Source organism: Streptomyces sp. CB09001, from assembly GCF_003369795.1.
GTDB lineage: Bacteria > Actinomycetota > Actinomycetes > Streptomycetales > Streptomycetaceae > Streptomyces.
This window is the reverse complement of record NZ_CP026730.1, coordinates 845322-864813: the sequence shown is the minus strand read 5'-3', so window position 1 is coordinate 864813 and position 19492 is coordinate 845322. Positions and strand designations below refer to the sequence as shown.

Below are 19492 nucleotides of genomic sequence, written 5' to 3'. Positions count from 1 at the left end.
GCGGGACGTGGTGCGATGGTCGCGGCGGCGTCCGTCGTCGTCGCGGTGGGGACCGCCGCCGGAATGCTCACCGCGATCGGCGACGAGGACGGCGGCGGTGCCGGCGCCGGCCACCCGCGGGTGACCCACTCGGTGCGGCTGGACGCCCTGCCCGTCTCCCCGTCCCGGTCCGCGCCCGAGTCGCCGTCGCGCCCCGCGTCGCCGTCGCCGACCGCCGAGAAGCCCGCTCCCGCGCCTTCGCCGAAGCGGACCTCCGCGAAGAAGAAGCCTCGGACGACGGCCGCCGCCACCCGGCTCTACCGGCACCCCGAGTCCCAGGTCCTCGACTGGGTCCGGGCCCACCCGGGCGACCCGCGCCGGGACGTCATCGCGTCCCGGATCGCCGGCCACCCGGCCGCCGTCTGGTTCGCCGACCACACACCGGCCACCATCACCTCCCGGGTCCGCGCCGTGACCGCCGCGGGCGCCGCCCAGGGCCGGGTGCCGGTCCTCGTGCCGTACGCGATACCCGACCGCGACTGCGGCGGCCACTCGGAGGGCGGCGCGCCCGACCTCGACGCCTACGACGCCTGGATCGACCGGTTCGCCGCGGGGCTGGGCTCCAGTGAGGTGATCATCGTGCTGGAGCCCGACTCGGTCGCCCAGTCCGAGTGCCTGTCCGCCGGTGGGCGCGCCGAACGCTTCGCCTCCCTGGCCCGCGCCGGGAGGGTCATGAAGGACGCCGACCCGGCCGCCCGGGTGTACTACGACGCGGGTCACTCCGGCTGGCACGCGCCCGCCAGGCAGGCGGGCTGGCTGAAGCAGGCCGGGGCCGCCTCGGAAGACTCCTCCGACGGCGTCTTCAGCAACGTCTCCAACTTCCACGCCACCGCCGACGAGATCGCCTACGACCGCGCGGTCCTCGACGCCCTCGGCGGTCCGGCGAGCCTCGGCGCCGTCATCGACACCAGCCGCAACGGCAACGGCGCCCCGGCCGACGGCGAGTGGTGCGACCCGGACGGCCGCAGCCTCGGCCGCGCACCGACCCTCACCACCGGCATGGGGCGCGTCGACGCCTACCTGTGGGTCAAGCTGCCCGGGGAGTCGGACGGCTGCCGCGGCGAGCCCGGGACGTTCACGCCCTCGTACGCCTACGACCTGGCGCGCTGAGTCCCACCGTCACCGCCGTCACCACCGGCGCCGCCGGACTCGGTCTTCGCGTCGTACGACGACGTGCCCTCGTCCAGCAGCGGCTGCTGGGTCTTGAGGTGCGCCGGGGCGAAGGCGCGCAGCGCGTGGTAGCCGGTGATGACGACCAGGGTGCCGAGCGCGATGCCGCTGAGCGAGAACGTGTCGGTGAACTCCATACTGACGTTGCCGACGCCGATGATGATGCCCGCGGCGGCCGGCACCAGGTTCAGCGGGTTGCGCATGTCCACCTTGGCGTTGATCCAGATCTGCGCGCCGAGCAGGCCGATCATGCCGTAGAGGATGACGGTGATGCCGCCGAGCACCCCGCCCGGGATCGCGGCCACGACCGCGCCGAACTTCGGGCAGAGGCCGAAGAGCAGGGCGAAACCGGCCGCCGCCCAGTACGCGGCCGTCGAGTAGACCCGGGTCGCGGCCATCACGCCGATGTTCTCGGAGTACGTGGTGTTGGGCGGGCCGCCGACGGCGGTGGAGAGCACCGAGCCGATGCCGTCGGCCGAGATCGCCGTGCCGAGCCTGTCGTCGAGGTTGTCGCCGGTCATCTCGCCGACCGCCTTGACGTGCCCGGCGTTCTCCGCGATCAGGGCGATGACGACGGGCAGGGCGACCAGGATCGCCGACCACTCGAAGCTCGGCCCGTGGAACGACGGCAGCCCGATCCAGTCGGCCCCGCCCACGGCGGAGAAGTCCAGCCGCCAGTGGTCGGTCGGCTTGCCGCTGCCGTCCACCGAGTGGATCTTCCCGAAGACCCGGTCGAGGGCCCAGGACAGGACGTACCCGAAGACCAGTCCCAGGAAGATCGCGATCCGGGACCAGAAGCCGCGCAGGCACACCACGGCCAGACCGGTGAACAGCATCACGAACAGCGCCGTCCACTGGTCCTGCGGCCAGTACGTGGACGCGGTCACCGGGGCCAGGTTGAAGCCGATCAGCATCACCACCGCGCCGGTGACGACCGGCGGCATCGCGGCGTGGATGATCCGCGCCCCGAACCGCTGCACGGCGAGCCCCACCAGGAACAGCGCGACGCCGACGACGAGGACCGCGCCGGTCACCGTGGCGCTGGTGCCGCCCTGCGCCCGGATGACCGCGGCGACGCCGACGAAGGAGAGCGAGCAGCCGAGGTAGCTGGGCACCCGGCCCCGGGTGGCGAGCAGGAAGATGACGGTTGCGACGCCCGACATCATGATCGCGAGGTTGGGGTCCAGGCCCATCAGGACCGGAGCCACGAAGGACGCTCCGAACATGGCCACCACGTGCTGGGCGCCGAGCCCGGCCGTGCGGGGCCACGAGAGCCGTTCGTCGGGGCGGACCACCGCTCCGGGGGCGGGTACCTTCCCGTCCCCGTGCAGTTTCCAACGCACGCCGAGGTCCATGGTGAGGTTTCGCTTTCTCTGTACCGAGGTCTGACCGGACCATTGTCAGGGGTGCCCGGCCGTGCGGTTGACCTGCGCCCTTCCCCGAAGGGTGTCCTGAGCGTCCGCTTAGGATGGTGGGGATCCCCGTACGCGCCCAGACACACCGCACGTACCACCCGCACCATCCAGGAGTCCGCCGTGACCGCCGAAGCGCCCGCCGCCCCCGTACCGCCCACCGTCCCCCACGGCCGGCTCGTCCCCGTGACCGTCCACTTCGACGACCTGGACGCCCTCGGACTGCTGCACAACGCCCGCTACCCGGTGATGGTCGAGCGGGCCTGGACGGAGCTGTGGGCCGGGTACGGCGTCCGGTTCGAGGGCGACTGGGAGGCGGCCGGCGACGCCTGCAACGCGGTCAGGGAACTGACGATCGGCTACGAGGCGCCGGTCACCAGGCCCGGCGCGTACGCCGTCCACCTGTGGGTGGACCGGCTCGGCACCACCGGTCTCACCTACGGCTTCCGGTTCTGCTCGGCGGACGGGGCCACCACCTACGCCCGGGGCACCCGGGTGCTGGTCCGGCTGGACGCGCGTACGCTGCGTCCGGCGCCGTGGAGCGAGGCGTTCAGGACTGCCGGCCGGGCACTTCTGCGACCGGCGGACTGATCTTCGGGCGGTTCCGGTCCCCGGACCGCAGCACCCGCGCGAACACCACCAGGCAGCAGGCCAGCAGCGTCACCAGACCGAACGACACCACCAGGCTGGTCGCCTGGGCCAGACCGCCGATCGCGCTCGGCGCGACCAGGCCCGAGGTGTACGTGATGGTCGCGACGCCCGCGATGGCCAGGCTCGGGTTGGAGCCGGCCCGGCCGGCCGCGGCGAAGCACAGCGGGACGACCACGGCGATGCCGAGACCCATCAGCGCGAAGCCGGTCATCGCCACCGCCGGATGGCCGCCGACCACGACGAGCAGGCCGCCGAGGGTGGCCAGCACCCCGCTCACCCGCACCGTGCGCACGGCCCCGAACCGGTCCACCACCTTGTCCCCGGCGAGCCGGGCCAGCGCCATCGTCAGCGTGAAGCCCGTCGTGCAGGCCGCCGCCAGACCGGCCGAGGTCTCCAGCTCGTCCCGCAGATAGACCGCGGACCAGTCCAGGCTCGCGCCCTCCGCGAACACCGCGCAGAACCCGACCGCGCCGATCAGCAGCGCCGACCTGGGCGGCAGCGCGAAGCGCGGCGGCGGGTCCTCGTCCTCGGCGGGCTGGAGGTCCAGCACCCAGGTGCAGGCGACCAGGCCCGCCACGGTCAGCGCCGCGGCGGCCAGGAGGTGATGCGTCCGGGCGTCCGTGCCCAGGTGGGCGGCGAGCGTCCCGGCCGCCGAACCGATCAGCGCGCCCGCGCTCCACATGCCGTGCAGCCCGGACATGATCGACTTGTCCAGACGGTTCTCGACCTCGACGCCCAGGGCGTTCATCGCCACGTCCGACATGCCCGCCGTGGCGCCGTAGACGAACAGGGCGAGACACAGGGTGAGCAGGTTCGGGGCGAGGGAGGGCAGGATCAGCGCCAGCGTCCACAGGGCCAGCAGGCCGCGCAGGGCGGCGCGGGCGCCGAAGCGATGGGTGACGCGGCCGGCCAGCGGCATGGCGAGGGACGCGCCGAGCGCGGGGAAGGCCAGCGCCAGCCCCAACTGGCCCGCGCTCACACCGGCGTGGTCCTGGATCCAGGGCACGCGGGTCGCGAAGGAGCCGGTGACGGAGCCGTGCACGGCGAACACGGCCGCCACGGCGTACCGGGCGCGCTTCACCTCGCTGCGCCCGTAGGTCCCTGTGCTCATGGTCCACCCCTCCGTGTCTGCAGGTCGCGGCGTAAACTATCAGGGAGCCTGCCTGATAGATAGTGGATTACCGGCGCGGGCCTCCGTGCCGCCGATCTGGAAGGATCCCGGCATGCCCGCATCCCCGAGCACCGCCCGGGCCATCAACGACCGGCTCGCCCTTCATCTGCTCCAGCGGGAGGGCCCGTTGACGGCAGGGCAGTTGAAGCAGCTGACCGGCCTGTCCCGGCCCACCGTCGCCGACCTCGTCGAACGCCTCACCGCCTCAGGACTGATCGAGGTGGCGGGGGAGTCGGGCGAGCAGCGCCGCGGACCCAACGCCAAGCTGTACGGCATCGTCGCGGGGCGCGCCCACCTCGCCGCCCTCGACGTGCGCACCGAAGGCGTCGCCGTGCTCGTCTCCGACCTGCTCGGCCGGGTCCTCGCCGAGGCCTCCGTGCCCATCGACGACCACTCCGGCACCGGTCCCGCGGTGGAGCAGGCGGTGAGCGTGGTCGAGCGCGCGGTCAAGGAGGCCGGCGCCGACGGGCTGCACACCGTCGGCATCGGCGCGCCCGGCCTGATCGACCCGGTCGGCGGTGAACTCCGGGACTCCAGTGGGCTGCCGGAGTGGCATCGCCGGCTGATGGCCGCGCTCCAGGAGAAGTTCCCCGAGGCCCGGGTCGGCGTCGAGAACGAGACCAACCTCGCCGCCCTGGCCGAACAGCGCGACGGTGCCGCCCGCGACCGGGACACCTTCGTCCTCCTCTGGCTCGGCCTCGGCATCGGCGCCGCCGTGGTCCTGGACGGCACCCTGCGCCGGGGCGTGTCCGGGGGCGCGGGCGAGATCGGCTTCATGCCGGTGCCGGGCACCGCCGGACTGCCCTCCGCCACCGACTGCGACGGGGGCTTCCACTCCGTGGCGGGCTCGGCGGCGGTGACCGCCCTGGCGGCGGAGCACGGCGTGACGGCACGACCCGTCGGGCCCGAGCCGCACGCCGCGGCATTGGTCCGGGAGGCGGTACGCCGGTCGGCGTCCGGGAGCGACCCGGCCGCCGAGCGGTTCCTCGACGCGCTCGCCGACCGTGTCGTCCTCGGCGCCGCCGCCGTCGTCTCCGTCCTCGACCCCGGCTGCCTGGTCCTCGCCGGCGAGATCGGCCGGGCCGGTGCCGACGCCCTCGCCGACCGCGTCCAGCACCGGCTCACCCGCATGTCACCGCTGGCCACGGAGGTACGGCCCAGCACCCTGGGCGGCGGCGCGGTGCTGCGCGGCGCCCTGCTCACCGCCCGCGACCGCGCGCAGGACGAACTCTTCGCACCGCCGGAGCGGTAGCCCGCGACGCTTCGGCGGGGTACTCGTCCGCGCCCGGACACGGCCGCCACACACACGGGACGAGGGGCGCCCGCCTCCCGTGCGGGGACATCCCTCGGCCGCCCCCCACAGGGGAAACGCGCGTGGCCCACGCAGCCTGCGGCGACTCGCCGCCCGCGGGCCCGGCGGGTGCCGGTGGGAAGACGGGCGGCGTCGCGGGGCCGTCCGGGCTGCCCGTCTCCCCGGGTCCCCCGGCAGGGGGAGCCGGGGGAGGCCGGGAGCCATGCGGGTGCCCGGCGGGCGCGGCCGGCCCGGCCGTCGGCCTCACCGGGGTGGCGGCCCGCGACGCCCGGGTCCGGGGGCGGGCCCCCGCCGGCGGCCGGCGCGCCGATGCGGCCAGGTGCGTTGGGGGGACCCGGCGGCGGGCAAGGGCCTTCGTCACCGCCGCCGGGCCCGTTCGAGCGGGGGTCAGCAGGCGCCGAGGTCCTGCCAGACACCCCATTCACCGGTGGTTCCGGGCTCCTCGCCCTTCGTCCACCACTTGGACTTCCACGTGTGCCCCTGGTGGGACACCGTGGTGCCGCCGCCGTACGACGAGGCCGTGTCCCAGGCGGGGGCCGTGCACTGCCCGGCGCCGCCCGTCGGGCTGGGGCTCGGCCCAGGGGACTCGGTGCCCGTGGGCGTGGGGGTGGGCGTCTGCGTCCCGGGGTCCACCACGGTCGTATCCCGGGCGAGGTCGCCGGCCAGGGCGTACGCCGTGCCGCCGATCGTGACCGTCCAGTTCGACGGGGTCGACACGGGCAGGTAGTAGTTGAACGCCAGGTCGACGGTCGCGCCCGGCGCCAGCGACTGCCACGCCGGCAGCTTCAGCGACACCCGGTGGAAGTCACCCTTCAGACCGCCCGCGTTGCCGCCCGTGTGGTCGCTGTGGATGACCTTGGTGCCGAAACCCGACTGGTCGGAGGCGTTCCCCGGGGCCGAGGTCCCGTAGTCGAACTGGAACTCCGTGCCGGCCGGCAGCGCGCTCTTCGTGTTGTTGGTGATCCGCAGCTTGGGCGTGATCGGGTAGTTGGAGTCGCCCAGCTTGAAGTCGGTGAACTCCACGTCCACGTCCACGGCCTGCGCCGGCAGGTCCGCGTTCGACTTCTTCGCGCCGTACGGCGCGGCCGACCTGAACGTGTCGTACATCAGCGAGGTGAGGGTGTCGCCCATCTCGTACTGGCCCTTGGCGGCGTTCCAGCCGTAGTCGCCGGCCAGCTCCCAGATCATCGCGCCGCCGATGCCGCGGTCCACCACGTAGTCGGCCTTGGTCCCGACCGACTGCTCGTCCTCGGTGGACAGGAACACCTTCTTCTCGGCGTTCCACAGCCAGGGGGCGACCAGCGTCGAGTCGTACTCGCGGGCGTAGGAGCCCGTCAGCTTCGTGTCCGCCGGGAAGCCGTAGTCGGTGACGTAGTCGCCGACGATGCCCTTCTCCAGGTTCTTGGCGTGCCACATCGGGTTGGAGCCCGCCGGGGACTCCTTGCCGTTGGTGTCGAGGTCGTGCCAGAGGTTGTCGATGCCGACGGCGCCGTCACCGCACTTGGTCAGACCGGAGCCCGCCGGGCAGGTGGACGCGGAGGCCTTGCCCCACAGGCCGTCGGTGCCGCCCTGGACGTTCTTGTGGCCGCGCGTGTAGTACGGCAGGCCGATGTTGATGCGGCCGGCCGGCATCGAGCCGCGGAAGTAGTGGTAGGCCCAGTCGGTGTTGAGGTAGCCGATGCCGCCGTACTGGGCGCTGCCGTAGACGCCCGCGGCGGCCAGCTCGGCGTCCTTGCCGTCGTCGAAGAGCGAGGCGTTCGGGCCGACGTACTCGTTCCAGGCGCCGTGCAGGTCGTAGGACATGATGTTGACGTAGTCCAGGTACTTCTGGACCTGGAAGGTCTCCATGCCGCGCAGCAGGTATCCGGAGGACGGCGCGGCGACGGAGAGCAGGTAGTGCCTGCCGTCCGCGGCGCCCGCGCGGTCCAGCTTCTCGCGCAGCGTCTTCATCAGCGCCGCGTAGCCCTTGACCAGCCCGGCCCGGCGGCCGCCCGCGAAGGACCAGTCGAGCGGGTTGCCCGCGTCCTTCATCGTCGTCGGGTACTCGTAGTCGATGTCGACGCCGTTGAAGCCGTACTTCCGGACGAAGTCGACGGCCGAGTCCGCGAAGGTGTCGATGCCGGCCCGGTTGACCGAGCCGTCGGCGTTGGTGGCCATCGAGTAGAAGCCGCCCGAGTCCACGCGCGAGCCGTCGTCCGCGAAGTAGCCGCCCGTCTCCGCCCAGCCGCCCACCGAGATCATCGTCTTGACGTCCGGGTGCTGCTTCTTGAACTTGTTGAGCAGGTTGAAGTGGCCCTTGTAGGGGAGGCCGGGATCCATCTCGGCGCCCTCGACCCCGGGCCAGGTCATGCCGGTCGCCGCGTTCTTCTCGCCGTCCGCGCCCACGGAGAGCCGGTTGCCGCCGTCGACGTGCGCGAAGGCGTAGTTGATGTGGGTGACCTTGTCCCACGGGATGTCCGAGGCGAGGTAGGCCGGCTTGCCGTCCTTGCCCGTGCGCCAGCCGGTGAAGTACCCGATCACCCGGCGCGGGTGGTCGGCGCCCATCCTCTCCCTGCCGTCGGCGTCGTAGACCGAGCAGTAGGGGACGTCGACGCCGGGGGTCTCGTAGAGCCCGTCGGGGCGACAGGACTCCTGGTCGGCGGCTTGCGACGCGGTCGCCGGGAGACCGGCGAGCAGGAGGCCGGCGACGGCGGCGACGGCCGCGAACAGGGCCGGCCCCGCTCTGTGGCGGGATCTGGAGCGTGACGGGGAAGGCACAGTCGGTTCCTCTCCACGGAAGTTGCGCAGACCCTAGAGAGGACTAGACCAGTGAGTCCATAGGTATGGACCAATCTCAACGCGGCTGGACGGTCGCCCGGTTGGGGTGGCCGCGACAGTTGGCCCCGGTCGCGGGAAGAGCGTTCTGTGAGCCACTCCACACCCTCCGTTCGCATGGACGGGGACCAGTCGTGGCACACTGGCCGTGTACCAGAAGCAGCGCACTCCGGGGTCGGTGAAAGTCCGAACCGGCGGTTACAGTCCGCGACCCGGTCGCTTCCAGCGACCGGTTGACCAGGTGAAATTCCTGGACCGACGGTTAAAGTCCGGATGGGAGGCAGTGCGCGGCGGGCGAGCATACGTGCGCGCCGCCGATTTCTGGGCGTGCCCCTCAGGGGTGCGCCCTGTGCGGCGTCGCTCCCGGTGTCCTCGTTCGTGACTCTGTCGTTCCGACAGCCCCGGAGTCCGTGCCCGAAGAGGCAGGAGGACCCGGGAAGTGTTCACCGGAATCGTCGAAGAGCTGGGCGAGATCACCGCAGTCGAGACGCTCGACGACGCCTGTCGCTTCCGCGTGCGCGGCCCCGCGGTCACCGAAGGCGCCCGGCACGGCGACTCGATCGCCGTCAACGGCGTCTGCCTCACGGTCGTCGACCACGAGGGCGACGCGTTCACCGCCGACGTCATGGCCGAGACCCTCAACCGCTCCACCCTCGGCGCCCTCGCCGTCGGCTCCCGCGTCAACCTGGAGCGCCCCACCGCCGTCGGCGCCCGGCTCGGCGGGCACATCGTGCAGGGCCACGTCGACGGCACCGGCGAGATCCTGGAGCGCAAGCCCTCCGAGCACTGGGAGATCGTCAAGATCTCCCTGCCCGCCGCCCTCGCCCGCTACGTCGTGCAGAAGGGCTCCATCACCGTCGACGGCATCAGCCTCACCGTCGTCGACGCGGGACCCGACTTCTTCACCGTCAGCCTCATCCCCACCACCCTCGCCCTGACCACGCTGGGCATCAAGCAGCCCGGCGACCCGGTCAACCTCGAGGTCGACGTCATCGCCAAGTACGTCGAGCGGCTGCTCGGAGCCCAGGGGAGTACCAAGTGAACTGGCTCAACTCCGAGGCGTTCACGCTCTTCGACCAGCACATCAAGTGGTCGGACATGATCGGCAACGTGATCGGTCTGCTCGGCCTGGCCCTCGGCTGGCGGCGCTCGATCTGGACCTGGCCCGTGCAGTTCGCCTCCGGCCTCGTCCTCTTCGCGGCCTTCGCCACCGCCCACCTCTCCGGCAGCGCCGGCAAGCAGATCGTCGTCATGGTCGTCGCCGCCTGGGGCTTCTGGCAGTGGAACCGCGGCCGGCAGCAGACCCAGGACGGCTCCGTCGCCGTACGGTTCGCCACCTGGCGCGAACGCGCCGCGCTGGCCGCCGCGGCCGCCGTCGGCACCCTCGCGGTCGGCGGCCTGTTCACCGCCTTCCCCACCCTGTCCTGGGACCCCTGGCCGGACGCGTACATCTTCGTCGGCACCGTCGTCGCCATGTACGCCCAGGCCCGCGGCATGGTCGAGTTCTGGTTCGCCTGGCTGCTGGTCGACCTCGTCGGCGTCCCGCTGAACTTCGCCAACGGCTTCGCCTTCTCCGGCTTCGTCTACGTCCTCTACGGCGCGCTCGTCCTGTGGGGCCTGCGCGACTGGTGGCTGCGCTCCCGCAACGCGGCCCGCCCCCTCCCGGAAGGAGCGCCCGCATGAGCACGGCACCCATCCTCTACAGCCCCGAAGGCCCCGAGGACCTCGTCCTCGACCCCGTCGAGCAGGCCGTCGCGGACATCGCCGCGGGCCGCCCCGTCGTGGTCGTCGACGACGAGAACCGTGAGAACGAGGGCGACCTCGTCATCGCCGCCGAGAAGGCGACCGAGGAGATCGTCGCCTTCATGATGACCGAGTGCCGCGGCCTGATCTGCGCCCCCATGGAGGGCGCGGAACTGGACCGGCTCCGGCTCCCGCAGATGGTCGACGACAACACCGAGTCGATGAAGACCGCCTTCACCGTCTCCGTGGACGCCGGCGCCGCGCACGGCGTCACCACCGGCATCTCCGCCGCCGACCGCGCCACCACCCTCCGGCTCCTGGCGGGCGGCACCGCCGAACCCGCCGACCTGGTCCGCCCCGGGCACGTCTTCCCGCTGCGCGCCCGGCCCGGCGGCGTGCTCGTCCGCAACGGCCACACCGAGGCCGCCGTCGACCTGGCCCGCCTCGCGGGACTGCGCCCGGCCGGCGCCATCGTGGAGATCGCCGGCGAGGACGGGCGCATGCTGCGACTGCCCGAGCTGATCCCGTTCGCCCGCAAGCACGGCCTGACGATCATCTCCATCGAGGACCTCATCGCCTACCGGCGCACCGAGGAGCCCACCGTCCGCCGCGAGGCCGAGGTCCGACTGCCGACGAAGCACGGCGAGTTCACGGCCTACGGCTACCGCTCCACGGTCGACGGCGTCGAGCACATCGCCCTCGTGCACGGCGAGATCGGCGACGGCCGGGACGTCCTGGTCCGCGTCCACTCCGAGTGCCTCACCGGCGACGTCTTCGGCTCCCAGCGCTGCGACTGCGGCCCCCAGCTCGACGCCTCCCTGGACCGCATCCAGGCCGAGGGCCGGGGAGTCGTCGTCTACCTGCGCGGCCACGAGGGGCGCGGCATCGGCCTGATGTCCAAGCTGCGCGCCTACGAACTCCAGGAGCGCGGCCGCGACACCCTCGACGCCAACCTGGAACTCGGCCTGCCCGCCGACGCCCGCGACTACGGCGCCGGCGCCCAGATCCTCCAGGACCTGGGCGTGCGCGCCGTTCGCCTCATGACCAACAACCCGGACAAGAGCGACGCCCTGGAACGGCACGGCATCACGGTCACCGGCCGCGAGCCCATGCCCGTCCAGGCCGGCGAGCACAACCTCCGCTACCTGCGCACCAAGCGGGACCGGATGGGACACGACCTGCCCTGGCTGGACACGACCCCCGTGTCCACCTGCGGCAACCAGTAAGCAAGTACTACGAGGAGACACGTGAGCGGCAAGGGTGCACCGGAACTGTCCGTACGCAACGTCGGGGACCTCAGGGTCGCCGTGATCGCGTCGCAGTGGCACGACAAGGTGATGGACGGACTGGTGGACGGCGCCCTGCGCGCCCTGCACGAGCTGGGGATCGACGAGCCGACCCTGCTCAGGGTCCCCGGCAGCTTCGAACTGCCGGTGGTCGCCAAGGTCCTCGCGGGCCGCGGCTACGACGCGATCGTCGCCCTCGGCGTCGTCATCCGCGGCGGTACCCCCCACTTCGACTACGTCTGCCAGGGCGTCACCCAGGGCCTGGTCCAGGTCTCCGTCGAGACCGGCGTCCCCGTCGGCTTCGGCGTCCTCACCTGCGACACCGAGGAGCAGGCCCTGGACCGGGCCGGTATCGAGGGCTCCAGCGAGGACAAGGGCCACGAGGCGGTGACCGCGGCCGTCGCCACGGCGGCCACGCTCCGCTCGGTATCCGAACCGTGGCGCTAGGCCGGTCGGCACTACGCGTAAAGTGGGCGGCACCATGTCCAAGAAGACTTTCGAGGAGCTGTTCACCGAGCTCCAGCACAAGGCAGCCAACGGCGACCCCGCCACCTCCCGCACCGCCGAACTGGTGGACAAGGGGGTCCATGCCATCGGCAAGAAGGTCGTCGAGGAGGCCGCCGAGGTCTGGATGGCCGCCGAGTACGAGGGCAAGGACGCGGCGGCCGAGGAGATCTCCCAGCTGCTGTACCACGTCCAGGTGATGATGGTCGCCCGCGGCATCTCCCTGGACGACGTCTACGCCCACCTGTAAAGCCGGACCCCTTCTCTCCACCCCTTCACACAAAGGAAGCCGACCTCATGCTGCGCATCGCCGTCCCCAACAAGGGTTCCCTGTCAGGCCCCGCGGGGGAGATGCTGCATGAGGCCGGCTACCAGCAGCGCCGCGAGTCCAAGGAACTGCGGATCGTCGACCCGGTCAACGAGGTCGAGTTCTTCTACCTCCGCCCCCGCGACATCGCGATCTACGTCTCCTCCGGCAAGCTCGACATCGGCATCACCGGCCGCGACCTGCTGGTCGACTCCGGAGCACACGCCGAGGAGATCCTCCCGCTCGGCTTCGCCCGCTCCACCTTCCGCTTCGCCGGCAAGCCCGGCACCGCGAACGGCATCGACGACCTCAAGGGCCGCACCGTCGCCACCTCCTACGAGGGCATCGTCGCCGCCCACCTGGCCGACCGGGGCGTCGACGCCTCCGTCGTCCACCTGGACGGCGCCGTCGAGACCGCCATCGAGCTGGGCGTCGCCGAGGTCATCGCGGACGTCGTGGAGACCGGCACCTCCCTGCGCAACGCGGGCCTGGAGGTCTTCGGCGAGCCCATCATGAAGTCCGAGGCCGTCGTGATCCGCCGCTCGGACGCGGAGCCCGACGAGACCACCGAGCCCAAGGTCCAGCAGTTCCTGCGCCGCCTCCAGGGCGTCCTGGTGGCCCGGACCTACGTGATGATGGACTACGACTGCCGGGTGGAGCAGCTGGAGAAGGCCGTCGCGCTCACCCCCGGCCTGGAGTCCCCGACCGTCTCCCCGCTGCACAACGAGGGCTGGGTCGCCGTCCGCGCGATGGTCCCGGCCAAGGAGGCCCAGCGGATCATGGACGACCTGTACGAGATCGGCGCCCGGGCCATCCTGACCACGGCCATCCACGCCTGCCGGCTCTGACCCGCCGCCGCCCCAGGAGCACGCCCGGAGCCACGCCATGCCCGACACCACGCCGGACCACCTGCCGGCCCTGCCCGTCACCTTCCGTCCCGGACGCACCCGTGCCGTCCTGATCGCCCTCGCGGTCGTCACCTTCGTGACCGTCACGGTGCTCGGGATGGTGCTGGCCGGCCTCGGCCCGGGGGAGCGCCTCAGCTTCGTGCTGACGGCCCTCCTCCTGGCGGGCGTGCTGGTCCTGCTGGCCCGGCCCCGGGTCGAGGCCGACGAGGAGGGCGTCACGGTCGTCAACCTGACCGCCAGGCGGCGCCTCGCGTGGCCCGAGATCCTCCGGGTCAACCTCCGCCAGGGCGACCCCTGGGTCTTCCTCGACCTCAGCGACGGCACCAGCCTGCCCGCGCTCGGCATCCAGCCCGGCATCGCCAAGCAGCAGGCCCTCGCCGACGCACGTGCCCTGCGCGACCTCGTGGAGGCCCGTTCCGGTGCCCTCCCCGAGGCACCGCGTGACTAGACGCGGCGCCGCCGACCCTGCCGCGGGCCCCCTTTTCGTGATTAATCTGGGAACGAGGACGCGGACGTCGCGTCCTCGCCCCCGTCGCTCCGCCCGGTGCGCGGGGTTCCTGCTACCCGAGGAGTGACTCCCTCCGGCGATGGACGGACCGTCCTGCAGTACCTGCGCCGCCCCCTGCTGTGACACCCCACAGGCGGCGGCCTCATGACCACCCCCCTGCTGCTCCTGGCAGCCGCGTTCCTGCTGATCCTCGCCAACGGCTTCTTCGTCGCGGCCGAGTTCGGCCTGGTGACCGTCGAACGGCCCGACGCCGAACAGGCCGCCGCGGCCGGCGACCGGCGCGCCCACCGGGTCGTCGAGTCCCTCAAGGAGCTGTCCTTTCAGCTCTCCGGCACCCAGCTCGGGATCACCATCACCTCGCTCGTCGTCGGCATGCTCGCCGAACCGGCGCTGGCCCGGCTGCTCGACGGCCCGTTCACCGCCGTCGGCGTCCCCGACGGCGCCGTGTCCGGCGTGTCGGTCGTCGTCGGCATGCTGCTGGCCTCCGCGGTCCAGATGGTGATCGGCGAGCTGGTGCCCAAGAACTGGGCGGTCTCCAAGCCGCTCCAGGTCGCGCGCTTCGTCGCCGGACCCCAGCACGCCTTCGCCCGGCTCTTCCACCCGGTGATCGCCGCGCTCAACACCGTGGCCAACCGCCTGGTCCGCACCCTGGGCATCGAACCCGCCGAGGAACTGGCCTCCGCCCGCACCCCCGGCGAACTGGTCTCCCTGGCCCGGCACTCCGCCCGGGCCGGCACCCTGGAACAGGACACCGCCGACCTCTTCGTGCGGACCCTCTCCCTCGGCGAACTGACCGCCCAGCACGTCATGACCCCCCGCGTGAAGGTCAGCGCCCTGCACTCCTCCGCCACCGCCGAGGACGTCGTCAACCTGACCCGCGCCACCGGCCTGTCCCGCTTCCCCGTCTACCGGGAGAAGATCGACGAGATCGTCGGCATGGTCCACCTCAAGGACGCCCTCGCGGTCCCCGTGCACGACCGGCTGCGCACCCCGGCCGGCCGGATCGCCCGCCCGGCGCTGCTCGTCCCCGAGACCCTGCCCGTACGCCCGCTGCTCACCCGGCTGCGCAGCGAGCAGCCCATCGCGGTCGTGGTCGACGAGTACGGCGGCACGGCGGGTGTCGTCACCCTGGAGGACATCGTCGAGGAGATCGTCGGCGAGGTCCGCGACGAGCACGACGGCCTCGACGTGCCCGAACTGGCCCCCGCCCCGCCCGAGGACGGCCGGCCCGCCTGGGACGTCGACGGCAGCTGCCGGGTGGACGCCCTGCGCCGCGTCGGCCTGGACGCGCCCGAGGGCCCGTACGAGACCGTGGCCGGACTCGTCGCCGACCTGCTCGGCCGCATCCCGGCCGTCGGTGACCGGGCCGAGCTGCCCGGCTGGCGGCTCTCCGTCCGCCAGGTCGGCCACTACCGCGCCGAGCGGATACGCCTGGTGCGCACCGCCGCGGTCTCCGCCCTGGAGGCCGCCCGATGAGCGTCCTGCAACTCCTCTTCGCCGCGCTGCTCGTGCTCGCCAACGGCTTCTTCGTCGGCGCCGAGTTCGCGCTCGTCTCCGTGCGCCGCAGCCAGATCGAACCGCTCGGCACCACCCGCGCCCGGCAGGTGCTGTACGGCCTGGAACGACTGCCGCAGATGATGGCCGCCGCCCAGTTCGGCATCACCGTCTGCTCGCTGACCCTCGGCGCCGTCGCCGAGCCGACCGTCGCCCACCTGTTGGAGCCGGTCTTCGAGTGGATCCACCTGCCGCACGGCGTGATCCACCCGCTCGGCTACGTCATCGCGCTGGCCGCCGTGGTCTTCTGCCACCTGGTCATCGGCGAGATGGTGCCGAAGAACCTGGCGATGGCCGCCCCCGAGAAGGCCGCGCTGTGGCTCAGCCCCGGCCTCGTCGCCTTCGCCCGCCTGTGCAGGCCGATCACCGTCGCGCTCGGCGCCTGCGCCCAGGGCATCCTGCGGCTCTTCCACGTCGAGCCCAAGGACGAGGTCGAGGCCGTCTTCACCAGCGAACAGCTCAACCGGCTGGTGGAGGACGCCGGCCAGGCCGGACTGCTCGACCCGGAGGAGCAGGAACGCCTCGAGGACGCCCTGGAACTGGGCTCCCGCCCGGTGACGGACGTAGTCCTCCCGCGTGAGGCCCTGGTGACGGTCAGCCCCTCGGTCACGCCCGGGGAGATCGTCGCGCTCACCGCCCGCACCGGGTACTCGCGCTTCCCGATCGCGGCGGACCAGGGCGCCTTCATGGGGTACCTGCACGTCAAGGACGTCCTCGACCTGGAGGAGTCCGACCGCGCCGTACCCCAGCACCTGTGGCGCCCGATGACCACCCTGCGCCCCGAACTCCCCCTGGACGACGCCCTCACGGTGATGCGCCGCGCGGCGACCCATCTGGCCCAGGTGACGGACCCGTCGGGCCGGGTGCTCGGCCTGGTCGCCCTGGAGGACGTACTGGAACTCCTGGTCGGCGAGGTGCGGGACCCGGCCCACAGAAACAGAGAGGTAACCCTGGCCACATAACTGAGGGCAGTCGTGCCGCCCCCCGCCGCCGCTGCGGGCAGTCGTGCCGCTGGGGCGGCACGGGTGGGCGCAGCGGCACCCCGCAACGCCGGGCCGCGCACCCGCCCCGCCCCCGCACCGAGGCTCGGCCCCTACACGGCCGACGGACCCCCCGGCCCCCGCCCCGACAGCACTTCCCCGTACGCCTGCATCAGATCCGGCAACCGCAACGTCGCCAGATCGTCCCGGCTCAACGCCCCCGGACACACGGACAACCGCAGATCCCGGTACGCACAGCTCTTCTCGTACAGCGTCCGCAGAAACCGCCCGTTCCCCAACTCGTCGATCCACCCCTGATCCACCACGTGCCCGGCGATCGACCGCAACTCGTCCAGCGCCTCCTCGTCCCACACGTCCCCGTTCTCCGCCGCGAGCACCTCCCCGATCGAGGTCAGCTCCAGCGGCCGGTACGAAGGAAAGTCCACCCGCGTCGTGAAACGCGAGGACAACCCGGGATTGGCGCCCAGCAGCCGGTCCATGCCCTCCGGATAGCCCGCCAGGATCACCACCAGGTGGTCCCGGTTGTCCTCGGCCCGCTTCAGCAGCACCTGGAGCGCCTCGTCGCCGTACGCGTCGCCCTTGCCGTACCCGGAGTTGGACAGGGAGTACGCCTCGTCGACGAAGAGGACACCGCCGAGCGCGGAGTCGATCAGCTCGTTGGCCTTCACGGCGGTCTGGCCCAGGTACTCGCCGACCAGGTCCGCCCGCTGCGCCTCCACCAGGTGGTCACCGCCGAGCAGTCCGAGGGCGTAGAAGACCCGGCCCAGGATGCGGGCCACGGTGGTCTTGCCGGTGCCGGAGGGGCCGGAGAAGACGAAGTGACGTTTGGGCGGCTGCACGGGCAGGCCCTGTCCGGCCCGCAGCCGTGCCATGTTCAACTGCGCGGACAGCGCCTTGACCTGGCGCTTCACCGGTTCGAGGCCCACCATCCGCTCCAGCTCGGCGAGCGCCTCCTCCAGCAGTGCGGGATCGGTGGGCCCGCTGGGCAGGGACGGGTCGGGCCCGCCCGCCTTCTCGCGCACCGACGGCCCGCCGAGCGGGGGCAGCGGGGCGGACAACGAGGGCTCCGGAGCGGAGACCTTGACGCCGCGCTCCTCGGCGCCGAACAGCGGGTCGAGCCCGTCCAGGCCGTCCGTCCCCGCACCCGCCTGCGCGTATCCCGCGAGGTCGGCCGGGTCGTCGTAGCCGTCGCCCTCGGCGATCGCGGCCAGCCGGGCCGAGGTGTCCATGAAGGCGGGGTCGACGCGGTGCACCGCCCGGTACAGCGGGAGGGCGGCGGCGCTGCGCCCGGTGCCCTCGTGGGCCCGCGCCAGCCAGTAGCGCAGTTCCTTGCGCTGCGGCTGCTCGCTGCGACACCGCATCAGGGCCGCCGAAAGGAGCGGCTCGGCCTGCCCGTACATCTCCAGGCGGACCCGGGCCATCCCGCTGAACAGCCCGGCCTCGATGCCCAGTAAGGGGTCGCCCAGCAACGGGTCGGTGTGCCGGACGAGCTGCTCCCAGTCCTTGACGAGGTAGGCGCGGCAGGCGTGCAGGAAGCGGACCTGCACGTCGGAGTCCACCGGGGGCAGTCCGGCCAGGGCGCGGTCCAGCTCCGGGACGTGCCGGCCGTCCAGCCAGTGCGAGGCGTGCGCCAGCAGCAGGTCACGCGGGTTCTCCAGCACGGGCTGCACCCACCAGCCCAGCCAGTACCAGGAGTTGAGCGTCCGGCGGTGGCGGGTCCGCTGCTCGCCGAAGCGGTCGCGGTTGCGGAACATTCGCAGGAGCGCGTTCGTGGTGTCGACGCGCAGCGCGTGCAGTCCCAGCCAGCCGTCGGCCATCGTGGGATCGATCCGCACCGCCGCCCGGAACTCCTCCTCCGCCTGCGGGTAGGCCCCCATGGTGTAGGCGTCCACGCCGCGCAGCCAGGCGAGTTCGGCCGGGGCCTGTGGGCCCTGCGTGCCGAAGTCCATCACGTCCCCCACCTACCGTGCCCCCGTCGGTATGCCGCCGAGCCGTCGCTCGTCGGCCGCCTCGGCCAACGGCTGTACCGCGGACCGGAGTTGCAGGTGCGTGCGGCAATCTCCCGTAACCCGCACCGAGGGCATCGTACCCGTGGCGGTCATTCCCCCGAAGGGTGCGGGAGGGGTCGTTCCGCGAGGCGGGAGCAGGCGGGGCGCACGACCGGACGGTGACCGAGGGTGAGCGTACGGCGCCGCGGAGGAGCCGGAAGAGGCGTTCAGGGCAGAACGAAGCCCCCGATCACGGGGGAACAACCGGGGGCTTCGCGTCTGTCGGCGGCTTCGAACTGCCGCACATTCAGAACGTAAGACCTGTACGGCCCCCGGGTCAAGCGAAGTTGGGGCACGTCGGCGGGTTGCCGGGCCGCGATCTTCACGAGTTCAGCACATTGCGGAAGGTCCGTCACCCTGCGTGAGGAAGTGGGCTCCGGAGAATGTTCCCGCCGGCCCCGGCAGCACCTCGTACCCCTGTTCGCGCTGCCGTACCAGAAGGTGCGCGAAGGGGCGCGAGGGGTCCTCGGCGAAGTGCCGGCGCTCGGCCGGGATCCACCCGTCCCAGAACGTCCGCTGTTCCGCTCCGTCGCGCGCCCGTCCGCGTGCCCACGCCCGCTCCGCGGGCAGGTCCATCCACAGGAGCCCGGCCAGGTACGGCCGCAACGCCGCGCGGCCGGCGCCGACGCCCTCGACCAGGATCACCGGAGCGGGCTCCAGGGGGGTCGGTACTCCGAAACGCCGGGTCCGCCAGTCGTACGGCGCGTAGTGCGCGGTCTCACCACGCCCCAGGGGCTCGATCACCTGGGCGAGCAGTCGCGCGGTCCAGCCGAACAGCTCGTCGTGACTGGCGATGTCGTCGAGGTGCAGCACCGGTGCGCCGCCCAGCTCTGCTGCCAGCCGCCCGGCGAACGTGGACTTGCCGGACCCGGCGTACCCGTCGACGCCGATCAGGCGTACGGGCCCGCAGGAGGGGGGAAGCCGGCGGAGCCGGGCTGCGAGGTCGAGGATGACGGATCCTGGGAGTGGCGTGGCGGCGGACATGTTCCCCTCGCACTCTAGCCAGTGGTCGACACCAATATTGGTGGCGTGGCGTGCGTGGAAGTGCTGGCAGGAGCGGGCAC

The 19492-nt window shown here is 72.4% G+C and carries 17 protein-coding genes and 1 riboswitch; of the genes, 12 read left to right on the top strand and 5 right to left on the bottom strand.

Annotated elements, in window-relative coordinates:
• Positions 1 to 15: 15 nt before the first annotated feature.
• Positions 16 to 1149: a glycoside hydrolase family 6 protein gene (locus C4J65_RS04000; RefSeq protein ID WP_115741127.1), complete on the top strand. Its 1134-nt coding sequence runs from the start codon at positions 16 to 18 to the stop codon at positions 1147 to 1149.
• Here the strand turns inward: C4J65_RS04000 and C4J65_RS03995 are convergent.
• The gene (locus C4J65_RS03995) at positions 1131 to 2564 is read right to left on the bottom strand and encodes a solute carrier family 23 protein (RefSeq protein WP_115741126.1); all 1434 of its coding nucleotides are present in this window, start codon (positions 2562 to 2564) and stop codon (positions 1131 to 1133) included. The two genes, C4J65_RS04000 and C4J65_RS03995, sit on opposite strands and share 19 nt — an antisense overlap.
• A 180-nt stretch (positions 2565 to 2744) precedes the next feature.
• Between C4J65_RS03995 and C4J65_RS03990 the strand changes: the two genes are divergently transcribed.
• A complete protein-coding gene (locus tag C4J65_RS03990; RefSeq protein WP_115741125.1) occupies positions 2745 to 3212 on the top strand; it encodes a thioesterase family protein in 468 nt (155 codons plus the stop codon).
• Here the strand turns inward: C4J65_RS03990 and C4J65_RS03985 are convergent.
• Positions 3172 to 4383 carry an MFS transporter gene (locus C4J65_RS03985; RefSeq protein ID WP_115741124.1) on the bottom strand — a complete coding sequence of 404 codons (1212 nt, stop codon included), beginning with the start codon at positions 4381 to 4383 and terminating at the stop codon, positions 3172 to 3174. The two genes, C4J65_RS03990 and C4J65_RS03985, sit on opposite strands and share 41 nt — an antisense overlap.
• Before the next feature lie 112 nt (positions 4384 to 4495).
• Between C4J65_RS03985 and C4J65_RS03980 the strand changes: the two genes are divergently transcribed.
• Positions 4496 to 5695: an ROK family transcriptional regulator gene (locus tag C4J65_RS03980; RefSeq protein WP_115741123.1), complete on the top strand. Its 1200-nt coding sequence runs from the start codon at positions 4496 to 4498 to the stop codon at positions 5693 to 5695.
• 447 nt (positions 5696 to 6142) lie between these two features.
• Here the strand turns inward: C4J65_RS03980 and C4J65_RS03975 are convergent, their stop codons facing one another.
• On the bottom strand, positions 6143 to 8512 hold the full coding sequence (locus tag C4J65_RS03975) for a chitinase C-terminal domain-containing protein (protein ID WP_115741122.1): 2370 nt from the start codon (positions 8510 to 8512) through the stop codon (positions 6143 to 6145).
• Positions 8513 to 8729: 217 nt separating this feature from the next.
• A riboswitch (FMN riboswitch) is annotated at positions 8730 to 8860 on the top strand.
• Positions 8861 to 9008: 148 nt separating this feature from the next.
• Here C4J65_RS03975 and C4J65_RS03970 point away from each other — a divergent pair.
• The 9 genes from C4J65_RS03970 to C4J65_RS03930 all read left to right on the top strand — a co-directional run bounded on the left by C4J65_RS03970 (position 9009) and on the right by C4J65_RS03930 (position 16341).
• Positions 9009 to 9611, top strand: coding sequence for a riboflavin synthase (locus C4J65_RS03970; protein WP_115741121.1), 603 nt, complete (start codon positions 9009 to 9011; stop codon positions 9609 to 9611).
• Positions 9608 to 10252: a nicotinamide mononucleotide transporter family protein gene (locus C4J65_RS03965; RefSeq protein ID WP_115741120.1), complete on the top strand. Its 645-nt coding sequence runs from the start codon at positions 9608 to 9610 to the stop codon at positions 10250 to 10252. The genes C4J65_RS03970 and C4J65_RS03965 overlap by 4 nt, the downstream gene beginning before the upstream one ends.
• Positions 10249 to 11538, top strand: coding sequence for a bifunctional 3,4-dihydroxy-2-butanone-4-phosphate synthase/GTP cyclohydrolase II (locus C4J65_RS03960; RefSeq protein WP_115741119.1), 1290 nt, complete (start codon positions 10249 to 10251; stop codon positions 11536 to 11538). Before C4J65_RS03965 ends, C4J65_RS03960 begins: the two co-directional genes overlap by 4 nt.
• Positions 11539 to 11559: 21 nt before the next feature.
• On the top strand, positions 11560 to 12045 hold the full coding sequence (ribH, locus tag C4J65_RS03955; protein WP_003977385.1) for a 6,7-dimethyl-8-ribityllumazine synthase: 486 nt from the start codon (positions 11560 to 11562) through the stop codon (positions 12043 to 12045).
• 34 nt (positions 12046 to 12079) lie between these two features.
• Positions 12080 to 12352 carry a phosphoribosyl-ATP diphosphatase gene (locus C4J65_RS03950; protein WP_011027788.1) on the top strand — a complete coding sequence of 91 codons (273 nt, stop codon included), beginning with the start codon at positions 12080 to 12082 and terminating at the stop codon, positions 12350 to 12352.
• A 47-nt stretch (positions 12353 to 12399) separates the two neighbouring features.
• Positions 12400 to 13257, top strand: coding sequence for an ATP phosphoribosyltransferase (hisG, locus tag C4J65_RS03945; protein WP_115741118.1), 858 nt, complete (start codon positions 12400 to 12402; stop codon positions 13255 to 13257).
• A gap of 37 nt (positions 13258 to 13294) precedes the next feature.
• Positions 13295 to 13765 carry a PH domain-containing protein gene (locus tag C4J65_RS03940; RefSeq protein ID WP_115741117.1) on the top strand — a complete coding sequence of 157 codons (471 nt, stop codon included), beginning with the start codon at positions 13295 to 13297 and terminating at the stop codon, positions 13763 to 13765.
• Positions 13766 to 13969: 204 nt separating this feature from the next.
• Positions 13970 to 15301, top strand: a complete 1332-nt coding sequence (locus tag C4J65_RS03935; protein ID WP_115741116.1) for a hemolysin family protein — start codon at positions 13970 to 13972, stop codon at positions 15299 to 15301.
• Positions 15298 to 16341, top strand: a complete 1044-nt coding sequence (locus C4J65_RS03930; protein WP_115741115.1) for a hemolysin family protein — start codon at positions 15298 to 15300, stop codon at positions 16339 to 16341. The genes C4J65_RS03935 and C4J65_RS03930 overlap by 4 nt, the downstream gene beginning before the upstream one ends.
• A 131-nt stretch (positions 16342 to 16472) precedes the next feature.
• On the opposite strand, the gene C4J65_RS03925 is transcribed toward C4J65_RS03930, so the two are convergent.
• Positions 16473 to 18329: an AAA family ATPase gene (locus tag C4J65_RS03925; RefSeq protein ID WP_115741114.1), complete on the bottom strand. Its 1857-nt coding sequence runs from the start codon at positions 18327 to 18329 to the stop codon at positions 16473 to 16475.
• A 429-nt stretch (positions 18330 to 18758) separates the two neighbouring features.
• Positions 18759 to 19412: a hypothetical protein gene (locus C4J65_RS03920; RefSeq protein ID WP_162833005.1), complete on the bottom strand. Its 654-nt coding sequence runs from the start codon at positions 19410 to 19412 to the stop codon at positions 18759 to 18761.
• Positions 19413 to 19492: the final 80 nt, after the last annotated feature.